Genomic DNA, 13,781 nt, shown 5'->3' on the forward strand with positions numbered 1-13,781 from the left:
AGCATGTGGAAAGGAAAATGCCGGTTTCGTTAAAGGAGTCTATTTTAAGACAACCGTGGTGCTCTGCACTTCGTACGTCAGGGGAGTCTTTAGGAGAGATTCTGACCCTTCCTACTCACTTAGCTGAACTCTATCGTGAGCTCTCCTCCGATGAGAGGCGTACGCTGCGCCTGGTTATGTCAACGTTCGGCTGTCTGCCTTTTACTAGCGAGAGGCTGGAAAAGGAAGCGGTGCTCCAAATGGCTGGTTCTCAAGTCAGTTTGGGGCTATGGGGACTTCGTCGTTATGGTGTCATTGTTGCATTCCGTAAATCATGGGGAGAACAGTTGTATTCGCTGCCTGAGGATGCATTCGCTGGGTGGCAGAGCCTTGTATTTCCTTCCTCATGGCCCCCCAAGCAAAGTGCTTTAGAGAGGGTAAGCGATCTCAGCGATCGCATTGCAGATATGGATGAAGGTGTTCTATCAAATCCACGGGGATTAGCGCAGCAATTGTTCCATTGCATGGTCAGCTGCTCGCGGCAGCCCGAACTTTCCCTTACGAACAAAGGAACCTTACATAAGAAGCAATTGCAGAAAATTACGGAACATGTGAGTTTACCCGCAAGAATTCTCACGCAGTCAGGACTTACATACGCATTTACGGACGTTTATGATGAGCCTGCCGCGTTAATGCTTGAATTGGGCATGCGAATGGGATTTCTCTATAAAAATGAGGCGGGCAACCGTTTCCTGTTCCATCATCGACATTTCGAGAGATGGCTTCAAAGCTCCTATGAACACCAACAAGCTCAATTGTATCGCATTTGGCGACAGGCTTTGATTCCGGCGCCAGTTTGGCTGGAGCATGGCCTCGCATTCATGGAAAGGGCGACAATCTTGCAGTGGTACAGCTTATCAGAGCTGTTACAAGCCATCCTCTCTTGCTGTTCGAGTGCACATAAACTGATGGACGAGGAGGCTCTTTGTCAGGAGCTGATGGCAACCTGGATTAAGCCATTGTCTACCTTTCGTTTTGTCGAATTGGCAGAAGATCAAGAGGGACAACTTTGGTTCAGATGGTTGATTACGCCTCGGCTACGTATAGGTGCGAGTCCAGACTCACACATTGAGCTGTCGCCCCGAATCGCCCCTTCTCTATATGTCCAGCCCGATTTCGAAGTGCTTTTACCACCCGATGCTTCTCTAAGCTTAGAGTGGGGAGTTGCGGCATTTGCTGACCTGCAGAACTCTGATCTAGTTCGTACCTATCGTTTAACCAAAGAAAGCTTTAGGCGCGCGTTAGATCATGGTCTGAGGAGCCCAGACGTAATTCGAATTCTGCGAGATCATGCTTATTATGAAGTTCCAGAACAAGTGATCATCACTTTGCAGCAGTGGGAGGAGCAGAAGGACAAGCTCTACCTAGCGGATGTGACGCTGCTTCGTTGTCAATCTAATGAAGTTGCGGAAGCTTTGCTTCGGAATGAGAAGTGCCGTATCATGCTCGGAGAGCGCATTGGGGTAACCAATTTTATTATTTCTCGCGTGCATGTTAAACATTTGACGAAATGCTTGGAAGCGATGGGCTTCCATCCCAATCCGAGTCTAATTCCGAATTTATCAAATGATGAAGAGCAGGAGCTTCCATCATGGACTGATTCTGCACTAGGCCTTTGTTACTCAAAAGATACGATTCAATTATATGAAATAGATCCTTATTTGCCGCAACGGGAGGACTTATATCCAGATATGCAGCAAATTCCTATGAGTTGGATCAAAGAGCTTCGCGACTATCATGCCTCTACACGGAAGGATATGATCCGTAAAGCTATAGAATGGAAAAGTGTGCTACAGTTGAGAAAAGAAGGACGCGACTGCTTCATTATTCCCCGCTTGCTTCGAGAAGATCGAACAGGTTGGATTCTGGAGGGTTGGGAAGAATACGAGGAGATTGCTTGGACCAGCGAGGATTGGAAAGAGATGAAGCTCATACTTCCAGGAATCAACGATGGGTCTGTGAGAGAAAAGGAAGAAACTCTTGGCGAACTGTGATATGATAGAAGTGTTATAGACTTTTTCGCGAGGAAGGATGAGGTTGTCGTAATGTTACAAACAATGGAAACAGAAACACTGGATATGTCGGCTATCCTTATGCAGGCCTACGACATGGGTGATATGATTAATTCTTCTGCGGAAGTTGCAGATTATTTATATTGGAAGACCGAAGTTGAGAACAGCAGAGAAGTAAAAGATTTGAAAGCTGTTTTTGCTAGGAAGAAGGATGCTTTTGAGGAGTGCGAACGTTTTGGGCATTACCACCCGAGCTATCACGAGGCATTAGCAGCTGTAAATGACGTACAAGAGAAGCTACTAGCTGTTGAGGCTGTTCGTAAGTATAAAGAAGCTGAGGATCGCTTGGACGACTTGCTGTTCACCGTTTCAACGACGATTGCTCACGCGGTGTCCGATTCCATTAAAGTGCCAAGCAATAACCCCTTGCCAACCGGCAAAGGCTGCAGCTCCGGTGGGAGCTGCAGTGGGAATTGCGGTTAATGTAAGGACTACTTCGATGTCGAATATGCTTCAAGAACTACTTCGTGATTAAAAGCGGCGGTCTCACAGGCAGAAATCGGGGCGGATGCGTCCGACCTCGGTTCCTTGCCAGTTGTGAACGGCAGGTGTATGGAAATCCTTGAGCTCACTGACCTCGGATTCCGAGAGATAGCCTAGCTGCTTTAACGCCTCAGTGACTGCGGGATATAGGGCACGAATGTTACCATCTTCTACTTTTAAGACGAAGCCAATAGCTTGATCGGGTATGGAGAGGGCGAAGATTCCTTCGGCGCCCATTTTGCCTATGACTCGGCCCTTTGTTACCTCGATTAATCGCGTATCGAAGCGATCGCTTCCTGCGAGGAATTGAGGATATTTTCGCACAGCATCGACAATTCTCTGGCAAGCGTTTGCACGCTCTGCAGATAGCCCTTCGGGGCTGCCCAATCGGGCAAAAGCGAGCGCAAGATGGTTGATCGGCATCCCAAACACCGGGACGCCACAGCCGTCAATACCGAGCTCCATCTGCTCCTTAGGCACATCTGACATGGCGCTCACAGCATCTAACATTAAGACCTGAACCGGATGCTCCGGGCTCATGTAGGTATCTGGCGAAGCACCCAGATGGCTGCTTAGGGATAGCATACCCGAATGTTTGCCCGAGCAATTGTTATGCAAAGTTGACGGGGATTCACCCCGTTCACGCATCGCCTGAGCAGTTGGTGCATGGTACGGCTCATGCGCACCGCATTGCAGATGCTTGGCATGATAACCTAGCTTGCCTAGGATGCCGCGGGCCGTGCTCACATGCTCAGCTTCCCCATTGTGGGAAGCGCAGCATAAGGCAATTTCGGCCTCTGTCAGGCCGAAATGATCAGCCGCGCCGGATTCAATGACCGGCAAGGCTTGAATCAGCTTCGCCGTCGAACGGGCGAAGGTGAGCAGGTGCGGATCGCCTGCACCGTGCAGGAGCGTTCCTTGGTTATCAACGACAGCAAGGTGGATGCGATGTATACTTTCTGTTATATGTCCGCGAGACACGCGGACAATAGTGTCTGATGGCTTCATGTTGTGAGATCACTCCATACTAGGATTATTGAAAAGAGGTTGCAATCATGATGATTGAGCGAAGCGGATTAATCATTTGGGTAAACGACATCAAAGCCGCCAGAAATTTGGAGCGGTTCGGTTCCCTTCATTACATATCCAAGAAAATGAATTATGCAGTTCTTTATATACATGCCAGCAAATTGGAAGAGACCACACGCAGTCTACTTAAGTTGCCTTATGTCAAGAAGGTAGAGAAATCATATCGTAATGAAATTAAAACGGAATATAGCAGTGACGTTCCTGACAAAACTAGATTTTACACGCTTTGAGGCTGCAGTGCAAAATGAAAGCTTCGTGAGAAGCTTTTTTCTTTTTTATTGTGATCATATGGACCTTGGTCGTTCATGTTTGAATGACTTTGTTAGAAGTTTTCTCAATTTTCCGAAAATTAGGCATAGTTTGTTGTCTTCATAAATACTTATTAATAATTTTATATATTCTTCCATGGGAAAAAAAGTTATAATACAGTAAAATATAACTTACAGAACTTCAGGGAGTAGGTATTCGGTCCCATTTAAATAGGAAAGGGGATGTGATCATGAAAGATAAGGTTATGGGGAGATGGAGTACTTACGAACCATTCTTCGTACAGCTAGGTGATAAGAAAGTGGCGGATATCGTGATCACGAATCATGCTAAGCTGAGATGGAGCGATCGTATTTCTAGCGATAACAATTCACTCGAGGAAATCTGTGCGTTTCTTTGGGAGAAGCTTAAAAATGATAGCATGGTCCCTTATTATCGGAATGAAGAAGACGTCTATCTGATTGATGATGATTTGGTGGTTGTGGCTGAATTCTCCCATTTGGAGCATGAGACCGATCTTGTAGGCAATCCTCTGCACAAAATGATCATCGTTACCTTTCTTGGTAAAATGTCAGAGACCATGGAGCTGCGCGATTTGAAATCGTATTATTCCTGGTTGAGGCACTCTCGTCGTATGACCTTAATCAAGAATAGTCGCAAGCGGCGCTAATCATGTCATTGAGCAGAGTATGTCTGGAGCTAAGGCAGACATACTCTTTTTTTGTCGTCTTGATGGACTGTACGGGTTCGATTTCATATAATGGAGCAAAGAGAGGCGGTATATCATGGCACTTAATTTTCATCAATTACACATTTTCTATACCGTAGCGGAAAAAGGCAGTTTCTCACATGCAGCCGGTGCGTTACATATGACACAGCCTGCCGTGACGATGCAGGTACAGTCACTTGAGGATTACTTTGGCGTGAAGCTCTTTCATCGCAGCACCAAGAAGATCGAACTGTCCGAGGCAGGACGAGCTTTGCTGCCATTTGCCAAAAATAGCATTGAGCTTATTCGGGACACCGATGTCGCGATGTCGAAATTTACAATGATGATCGAAGGGCGGCTTCAGCTAGGCGCCAGCTTAACGATGGGGGAGTACATTTTACCGCGGCTTCTAGGTCCATTCAGCAAGGATTACCCGAACATCTCGGTTTCTATGAAAGTAATGAATACGGCACAAATCTTGGATGAGGTGCTTAGTCATCAACTCAATTTTGGCCTTGTTGAAGCACCTATTCATCATCCGGATGTTCATACTGAACCAATTCTTAGCGATGAGCTGAAACTCATTGTTCCTTCGGACCATCCCTTAGCAGATGCTCCGGTTGTTACATTGGAAGAATTATTGAAGTATCCGTTTGTTCTGCGTGAACAGGGCTCAGGTACTCGGAGAGTCATGGAGGAGGAATTCGCTCGCTGCAACATGGATTGCTCCTCGATGAAGATTGTTATGGAGCTAGGAAGCACAGGAGCCATCAAATCGGCTGTCGAAGCGGGATTAGGGATTTCTATTCTTTCGCAATCGTCTGTGAAGCATGAGGTAACGCTAGGCCTTTTTAAAGTGAAGAAAATCGAGAATATCGTGTTTGAGCGCAGCTTTTATGCGATTTACTTAAACTCGACCTTGCTGCCTATTTCGGCCGTAAGTTTCATGACTTTTTTGAGACAAGAAGATTTAAGTCGTTTTCTATAAGAAGGACGGGGGATTGAATGGAAGCAGACTTACATTCACATACAACAGCTTCAGACGGGACGCAGTCGCCGAGAGCGAATGTCAGAATGGCTCTAGAAGCAGGATTAGGTGCAATTGCGATTACCGATCATGATACCATTTCGGGGGTTACGGAAGCACTTGCAGCAGGCTTGGAAATGGGCATTGTCGTTGTTCCTGGGGTAGAAATCTCAACGGTTGCCAATGGCCAGGACATTCATATTCTGGGTTATTTCATGAACATTGAGGATGAACGATTTCTACAACGCTTGTCGTCTTTACGTGAAACAAGGGATACTCGCAATGAGATGATTATTGCACGATTACAGGAGCTTGGGATCGACATTACGATGGAGGAAGTTCTCAAAGAAGTTGCGAATGTGAAGCGCAAAGGTGATACGGTAGGGCGACCACATATTGCTGCTGTGCTCATGAATAAAGGCTATGTAAGCACAATCACGGAAGCGTTTGATCGCTATTTAGCTTCTGGAGCGGCTGCTTACGCCAATCCACCTCGGATTGAGCCGGCCACGGCGATAATGTGGATTCATGAGGCGGGAGGCAAAGCGGTGCTTGCACACCCCGGTATTTATCACGATGATGCTCTAGTTGAGGTCATTACTTCACAAGGATTAGATGGCATTGAAGCGTATCATGCTGATCATTCGCCAGAAGATGAGGAAAGATATAGACTTCTTGCAGAGCGTAAGGGGCTGCTGATTACGGCAGGCTCTGATTTCCATGGCGTACGTGGTGATACGGCTTTCCACGGGGCCATCGGTTCGAAACGCATCAGCATGGATGTCGTTGAACTTTTAAAGTCAAGCGCATGCTTCCGAAGCGAGTTTTGAGGTTGTAATTTTACACTTCGCTTGCACGGGTTACTCAAAACTTTTAGGAGGATCATCCATGAAAAAAATTCGGAAAGCCATTATACCCGCGGCGGGACTTGGTACTCGTTTCTTGCCCGCAACCAAAGCGCAGCCCAAGGAAATGCTGCCAATCGTTGATAAACCAGCGATCCAGTACATTGTAGAAGAAGCGATTGAGTCCGGCATTGAGGATATTATCATCGTTACAGGGCGTAACAAACGTGCGATCGAGGATCATTTTGATAAATCCGTCGAGCTAGAGATGATGCTTGAAGAAAAAGGGAGCACTCAGCTGCTTGAGATTGTGAAATCGGTGTCTAATCTAGCGGATGTTCATTACATTCGTCAGAAGCAGCCGCTTGGCTTAGGTCACGCTATTCTCTGCGCGCGCAAATTTATTGGAGATGAACCGTTCGCTGTTCTGCTCGGTGATGATATTCTCCAATCTTCTCCGCCGGGGCTTAAACAAATGATGAATATTTATGAGCAAACGGAAACTTCCGTCATTGCGGTTCAAGAGGTCCCTTGGGCTGATGTCAGCAAGTACGGTATTATCTCACCTGCGACGAGCTACGAGAACTATCGCTTGATTGAGGATCTGGTAGAGAAGCCTGATCGTGATCAAGCGCCTTCGAATTTAGCGGTAATTGGCCGATACATTATTATGCCGGAAATTTTCCGCATTTTGGAGCGTCAAGAGCCTGGCCGCGGCGGTGAGATTCAATTAACGGATGCACTGCGCGTGCTGAATAAGGAACAGCAGATGGCGGCTTACCTGATGCAAGCGAAGCGATATGACGTTGGGGACAAGCTGGGGTATATTGAAGCAACCATTGAACTGGCCTTACAGCGTCCAGATTTGCAAGAGCAAGTAAAGGCTTATTTATTATCATTGATTAAGCAATGGGACTTGGACTTGTAGTAGCGATTATTTACATAGGAAAAAACCTATCGAGCTAGGCTAGACTCTGATAGGTTTTTTTCATGTTTATTTGATGGTCACTTTCAATTGCTTGATTTCTTCTTCTTCTGGTGTCACATAAAGTGTCTTCTGATTCACATAAATGACAAAGCCGGGCTTCGAGCCGTTAGGTTTATGGACATGCTTGATCGTTGTGTAATCCACAGGAACTTGACTCGAGTTTTTGGCTTGACTGAAGTAAGCTGCTAGCTGCGCCGCTTCAAGCAAGGTGGTGTCGCTGAACTCACCGCGAATGACGACGTGGGAGCCTGGGATATCTTTCGTGTGCAGCCATGTATCCATTGAAGAAGCAAGACGATTTGTCAGATATTCATTTTGTGTATTATTTTTCCCAACATAGATAGGAACGCCCTCGCTGGATTCGTAGCAGGCTAGAGCGGGCTTATCTTTTTTCTTTTTCTTACGCTGCTTTTTGTTGCGGTCGCGCACATAGCCCTGTTCCATAAGCTCATCGCGAATCTCCTCAATATCTGGCAAGGAGGCAACACTCAACTGCTGCAGCAGGGTCGTGAGATAGGTAATCTCTTGGTGCGTTTGGGCAATTTGCTCCTCGACGATCACCGTGCTATTTTTCAATTTACTATATTTCTTAAAATAGCGCTGTGCGTTTTCCGCTGGGCCAAGAAGCGGGTCCAGCGTAATGGTGATCATCGCCTGATCTTCATCGTAGTAATTAATGGCTTGAATTTCTTTGTCGCCTTTCTTAATCGTATGAAGCGAGGCGGTTAACAGCTCTCCGAGAATGCGGTATTTATCAGCGTCCTTGGAGTCTTCGATCGTATCCTGAAGTTTTTCCAGTTTTTTAACATTTTTATTGACTTCATTTTGTAAAAATTTCAATAAATCAGATACTCGTTGTTTAACCGTATCTCTTTCCGCTTTGTCGCCATAGAATTGCTCCAAACACAAGCTTGGCGTTGCGTATGATTTCGACGTGCCCTTGATATGTGTAAGTGGTGTCATCGCGAAGAATAGCTTGCCTGTCGGTTCTTGTTCTACAATGACAGGTTCATAGTGATCCTCGCGCATGGCGGTCATTACTTCACTGAACGCCTGCCAAAGCGATGCGGTATCGACTTCCGTTTTTCCTTGCATGCTGCGATACACAATTTCCTTGGCGATCAGTGGACTGAGTCCGCTGAATGCAGCAACCAACTGTTGCTCAGGTTTAATTGGCGATGGAGATACGGAAACCTCATCTGACGCCGATGTCCGCTCTAATGCCTGGATGAACGCTGCGCTATCAACCTCAAGTGGATTTAGCTTATCTTGTTCAGGGGGTGTTACATAAATACTCCCTGGCATGACTACCCGATAAGAACTGATAGCTGGCGTCACATGATGGATCCCATCTAGAATCGTTCCTGTAGCGGGATCAAGCAAAATGATATTGCTGTGGCGTCCCATAATTTCCACAATAATATGCTTGAGGGATATATCTCCTAATTCGTCACGATGACGAATCTGAAAACGAATGACACGTTCCATGCCGATTTGTTCCACGACCTCAATTACGCCACCTTCACAATATTTGCGAAGCAGCATACAGAACATAGGGGCATCCATTGGATTCATGGTAATTGATTCTGTCGTTTGGACGCGTGGATATGTAGGGTTGGCGGAAAGGAGCAGCTTCACGTTCTGCCTTTGGGTGCGAATTTGAAGAACGACGTCATTTTCGCTCGGTTGGTGAATTTTATTAATGCGGCCTCCTACATACATTTGAAGCTCGTGAACAATTGCATGAAGGACGAGTCCGTCTAAAGCCATGATGCATACAACTCCATTCTTTGAGGCTAGTTGTCATTTGTCATTGCGGTTACCTCTTCATTCCGTGGCTGACAACTTTGCTAATCTCTATGATGCCATACTTTTAACAAAAACTTAAGGGGCTCTGGACAGGAAAGATGATTTCAGGGATATTTTCCTGCTTGTCTGAATACAAATACGTATAAGTGTGAGACAAGATCAAGTGGATGTGGGAGGGAGAAGGGCGGATGAGTCAGAATAAGTGGTACCAGTTGAACTCGGAGGATGTCTTGCAATTGCAGCAGGTGGATATACAGCAAGGATTGCCCTGGGAAGAGGCTTGGAAACGTCAGGCTGAGGTAGGGCGAAACGAGCTCTCAGAGGGGCAGCGTGTATCACCAATTACACTGCTCTTAAATCAATTTAAAGATTTCATGGTGCTGGTCCTATTGGGGGCGACTCTAATATCCGGCTTGCTAGGCGAATATTTAGATGCGATTACGATTGTCGTCATTATTGTGATGAATGGGATTTTGGGCTTTACACAGGAGTTTCGAGCGGAACGCTCACTACGTGCACTGAAAGAGCTGTCTGCGCCCAATGCGAATGTGTGGAGAGAAGGAGCCGTTCATCAAATTCCGGCGCGAGATCTGGTGCCTGGTGACATTGTATTTCTGGAGAGCGGCGACAGAGTTCCGGCGGATGTTCGGTTTTTGGAGACGAATGGCGTCTATATCGAAGAGTCTGCCCTAACCGGGGAGTCCATTGCCGTCAGTAAAACGATTGCTGCTATTCCACACGACGAAGTGCCACTTGGCGATCAGCGCAATCTGGGCTTCATGGGGACAATGGTTTCTCGTGGCACAGCGAAAGCGGTTGTCGTTCGAATCGGAATGAGCACGGAAATGGGCAAAATCGCTGATTTGATTCAAAATACAGAATCCATGGAAACACCGTTACAGCACCGATTGGAGCAGTTAGGTAAAATCTTAATTATCGTTGCTATCGCGTTGACAATTCTTGTTGTTGTAGCCGGTATTATGCATGGACAACCACCGTATGCGATGTTCTTGGCAGGCGTCAGCTTAGCTGTTGCTGCTATCCCAGAAGGGCTCCCAGCGATTGTAACGATTGCACTAGCGCTCGGCGTTCAGCGCATGATTAAGCGGAAAGCGATCGTCCGGAAGCTGCCATCGGTGGAAACGTTAGGTTGTGCCTCCGTCATTTGTTCAGATAAAACGGGGACGCTTACTCAGAACAAAATGACAGTGACCCATTTGTGGGTCGGCGGTGATGTGCTAGAGGTAACAGGAGACGGTTATGCGCCGGTCGGTCATATTCTTCTGAGCGGCAAACATACGGACGCACACAAGCATCCAACTCTTTCGAAGCTGCTCCACGTGTCAGCCCTTTGCAATAATGCAACCTTAATTGAAGAAAAACAAGAAACGAAGAGAAAGAAAGGGAAAGAGGGCAGCGAGGGGCCAGCTTCGATTTGGAATATTAAAGGGGATCCAACAGAAGGTGCCTTAGTTGTTCTAAGTGCCAAGAGCGGGATTACGCAAGTTTCGCTGAGTGAAAAATATAAACGGATCGCCGAGTTCCCTTTCGATTCGGAACGCAAACGGATGTCCGTGCTGGTGTCCTCCGAGAATGGCCGCATGGCTTGTACCAAAGGGGCGCCGGATGTCTTACTGCAGCATTGCAGTTACATTTTGTGGGATGGTAAAGTTATTCCTTTCACGTCAACGCTGAAACAAAAGGTCATTTCAGCGAATGAAGGCATGGCCAAATCAGCGCTGCGGGTGTTGGGTATTGCCTATAAGGAGCTTAAAGCAAGTGATCGCTATGATGATTTTGAGGATGTTGAGAATGGATTAGTTTTCGTAGGGTTAACCGGGATGATCGATCCTCCGCGCAAAGAAGTGCGTGAAGCGATCTCCAAATGCCGCAAGGCGGGCATCAAGACCGTCATGATTACCGGAGATCATCAAACGACGGCGGAAGCCATTGCAAAGCAGCTTGGGATGATTCCAACCAATGGTGTTAGCATGAGCGGCCAGCAGATCGGACAGCTTTCGGATGATGAGCTCGACGCCAAAGTCAATGATACCTATGTCTATGCGAGGGTGTCCCCTGAGCATAAGCTGCGTATTGTGAAATCGTTGCAGCGCAATGGACACGTTGTTGCCATGACAGGTGATGGCGTTAACGATGCGCCAGCAATTAAAGCTGCTGATATCGGAATTGCCATGGGGATTACGGGCACCGATGTATCCAAAGAGGCATCCTCCTTAATCCTTAGCGATGACAATTTCTCGACGATCGTTGCGGCGATTGAAGAGGGGCGCAGTATATATGAAAATATCCGTAAGTTCATTCGTTATTTGCTTGCCTCTAACGTTGGTGAGATTATGACGATGTTCATTGCCATGATGGCGGGGCTTCCGCTCCCGCTTGTGCCCATTCAGATTCTATGGGTGAATTTAGTAACGGATGGTCTGCCGGCAATGGCACTAGGTGTGGATCAGGCAGAGAAAGACCTCATGCAGCACAAGCCGCGCTCGGCGAAGGAAAGTATTTTTGCAAGACGCTTAGGCTGGAAAATTATTTCCCGTGGTATCCTCATTGGGGTATGCACATTGGGGGCCTTCTGGCTCATCTTACGCGTGAATCCAACGGATGCAGAGACCTTATTGAAAGCACAAAGTGTCGCGTTTGCGACCTTGGTTATGGCACAGCTCATCCACGTGTTTGATTGTCGCAGTTCACGTTCCATTTTCCACCGGAATCCTTTGCAAAATAAGTACTTAGTTCTCGCTGTGCTATCATCGCTCATTCTTATGCTCGGCGTTATGTATATCGAAGCACTCCAACCGATCTTCAAAACCGTTCCTCTAGGCTGGAAAGATTGGATTCTCGTTTTAATTGCAGCGGGCATTCCGACCTTCTTTATGGGGCTAGGCAGCGTGTTATCGCCAAAACGAACCAAAGGTTCCAGAGGTTCGAGAGGTTCAAGTGCCTCTGTGTATAATAAATCGTCTAAACCGAGTTTCCGATAAGGGACATGGAAAGATGGAAAGAGCTGCCGTGTGGCAGCTTTTTCCTGTTTAAGTAAATGGGGTGCTCATCTTGGTGCTTGCTCCGGATACGAATAGATGTATTTCATACAGTTAATTTGTTGAAATTTTCCTTTGAACTCAGAATAAATGGATTTCATGCAGTTATTTTCAGGTTTTTTTTTGAATTTGAACAGAATCGAAGGAATTAACTACATAATTTCCATTTAAAATAAATTTTTAGTTATATTTGTACTAAATAGATTTATATTTTCCAGTTACCGCTACTTACGAATCTGGGGCTTCCTGAAAATAAAGTCACGTTCAATTAATACAAATACCTTTGCACCAGCACCACAGTAAGCGACTATACCCATCCAACTCATCCAACTCATCTACTAGCAACCCCACCCCAACTGCACCAAATCAAAAACGTAGATATAAGATTTTTACAATGAACTTGTTTGAAAAACATGGTTAATACGGCGCTATGAAAGATCTTTTACCTCGCTCTCCTTACTATGGCGATTTAGCGACTATGACGTGCTGCGAGGGCGCAGGGCTATGCATACTGACGATTTTACGCTATGATAATGGCTAAACCGCACATAGGGGTGCTTGACATGAAGTTTACGAAAATGCACGGTCTTGGTAATGATTTTATTGTCGTAGCCGGAGAGAAAGAGCTGCCTGCCGGGGCAGACCAGTTGGCCATTCAGTTGTGTAATCGATTTTTTAGCATCGGTGCTGACGGAGTTGTCTTTATTCTTCCTTCTGAGAAAGCTGATTTTCAAATGCGCATTATCAACTCGGATGGATCTGAGGCCGAGCAATGCGGCAACGCGATCCGCTGTGTTTCCAAATATGTATACGATCATAAGCTGATTGATGCAACAGAAATTACCATTGAGACCATTGGTGCTGGTGTACAGAAGGTTCAAGTACATGTGCAAGATGGCCGAGTTGTGACTGCTCGTGTGGACATGGGAGAGCCCATTCTGCAAGGGCTTCAGGTGCCAACGACGGTTGATGCCGACGAAGTGATCGATTATCCGATCGAGGTAGATGGCACATCGTTTCGTTTCACGGCGGTGTCAATGGGGAATCCCCATTGTGTCATTTATGTAGAGGATGCTGTGAATTTTGACCTGGCAACATGGGGGCCTAAGCTTGAGGCGCATCCTATGTTTCCGCGTAAAATAAATGTCGAATTCGCAACTGTTCGGGATCGCGCTTATACAGATATGCGTGTTTGGGAGCGTGGCGCTGGACCAACGCTTGCTTGCGGAACAGGCGCGTGTGCTACGCTAGTCTCTTCCGTGCTGAATGGTCTATCTGATCGTGAAGCGACCGTTTCACTCAAAGGTGGAGATTTGTTCATCGAGTGGCTGGAAGAGGACAATCACGTTTATATGACGGGGCCTGCTGAAGAAGTGTTTACAGGGAAACTATAG

The 13,781-nt window shown here is 46.6% G+C and carries 11 protein-coding genes; 9 read left to right on the plus strand and 2 right to left on the minus strand.

Going from position 1 to position 13,781, the window contains the following annotated elements; genetic code table 11:
• The first annotated feature begins 17 nt into the window (after positions 1–17).
• Both ACSQ8P_RS15480 and ACSQ8P_RS15485 read left to right on the plus strand, forming a co-directional pair.
• Positions 18–2,033: a helicase-associated domain-containing protein gene (locus ACSQ8P_RS15480; RefSeq protein ID WP_436235995.1), complete on the plus strand. Its 2,016-nt coding sequence runs from the start codon at positions 18–20 to the stop codon at positions 2,031–2,033.
• Positions 2,034–2,084: 51 nt separating this feature from the next.
• Positions 2,085–2,534 carry a YlbF family regulator gene (locus ACSQ8P_RS15485; protein WP_436235996.1) on the plus strand — a complete coding sequence of 150 codons (450 nt, stop codon included), beginning with the start codon at positions 2,085–2,087 and terminating at the stop codon, positions 2,532–2,534.
• Between the two features lie 63 nt (positions 2,535–2,597).
• On the opposite strand, the gene ACSQ8P_RS15490 is transcribed toward ACSQ8P_RS15485, so the two are convergent.
• Complete coding sequence (locus ACSQ8P_RS15490) at positions 2,598–3,602, minus strand: asparaginase (protein ID WP_436235997.1); 1,005 nt, start codon at positions 3,600–3,602, stop codon at positions 2,598–2,600.
• 47 nt (positions 3,603–3,649) lie between these two features.
• Here ACSQ8P_RS15490 and ACSQ8P_RS15495 point away from each other — a divergent pair, with 47 nt between their 5' ends.
• The 5 genes from ACSQ8P_RS15495 (at position 3,650) to galU (ending at position 7,459) form a co-directional block, all read left to right on the plus strand.
• On the plus strand, positions 3,650–3,913 hold the full coding sequence (locus ACSQ8P_RS15495) for a YlbG family protein (protein WP_056612401.1): 264 nt from the start codon (positions 3,650–3,652) through the stop codon (positions 3,911–3,913).
• A 269-nt stretch (positions 3,914–4,182) separates the two neighbouring features.
• Positions 4,183–4,620: a hypothetical protein gene (locus ACSQ8P_RS15500; protein WP_056612399.1), complete on the plus strand. Its 438-nt coding sequence runs from the start codon at positions 4,183–4,185 to the stop codon at positions 4,618–4,620.
• 115 nt (positions 4,621–4,735) lie between these two features.
• On the plus strand, positions 4,736–5,647 hold the full coding sequence (locus ACSQ8P_RS15505) for a selenium metabolism-associated LysR family transcriptional regulator (RefSeq protein WP_056612395.1): 912 nt from the start codon (positions 4,736–4,738) through the stop codon (positions 5,645–5,647).
• Between the two features lie 17 nt (positions 5,648–5,664).
• Entirely contained in the window at positions 5,665–6,516 is an 852-nt protein-coding gene (locus tag ACSQ8P_RS15510) for a PHP domain-containing protein (RefSeq protein WP_436235998.1), read from the plus strand.
• Between the two features lie 58 nt (positions 6,517–6,574).
• The gene (gene galU, locus ACSQ8P_RS15515) at positions 6,575–7,459 is read left to right on the plus strand and encodes a UTP--glucose-1-phosphate uridylyltransferase GalU (RefSeq protein ID WP_436235999.1); all 885 of its coding nucleotides are present in this window, start codon (positions 6,575–6,577) and stop codon (positions 7,457–7,459) included.
• Between the two features lie 66 nt (positions 7,460–7,525).
• Here galU and ACSQ8P_RS15520 read toward each other — a convergent pair whose 3' ends face one another.
• Entirely contained in the window at positions 7,526–9,289 is a 1,764-nt protein-coding gene (locus tag ACSQ8P_RS15520) for an Rqc2 family fibronectin-binding protein (protein WP_436236000.1), read from the minus strand.
• Positions 9,290–9,516: 227 nt separating this feature from the next.
• On the opposite strand from ACSQ8P_RS15520, the gene ACSQ8P_RS15525 reads away from it, so the two are divergent.
• Both ACSQ8P_RS15525 and dapF read left to right on the plus strand, forming a co-directional pair.
• A complete protein-coding gene (locus ACSQ8P_RS15525; RefSeq protein WP_436236001.1) occupies positions 9,517–12,330 on the plus strand; it encodes a calcium-translocating P-type ATPase, SERCA-type in 2,814 nt (937 codons plus the stop codon).
• A 620-nt stretch (positions 12,331–12,950) separates the two neighbouring features.
• Positions 12,951–13,781, plus strand: coding sequence for a diaminopimelate epimerase (gene dapF / locus ACSQ8P_RS15530; protein WP_436236002.1), 831 nt, complete (start codon positions 12,951–12,953; stop codon positions 13,779–13,781).

The organism is Paenibacillus sp. LjRoot153 (assembly GCF_964253085.1).
In the GTDB taxonomy this organism is placed as follows: domain Bacteria; phylum Bacillota; class Bacilli; order Paenibacillales; family NBRC-103111; genus Paenibacillus_E.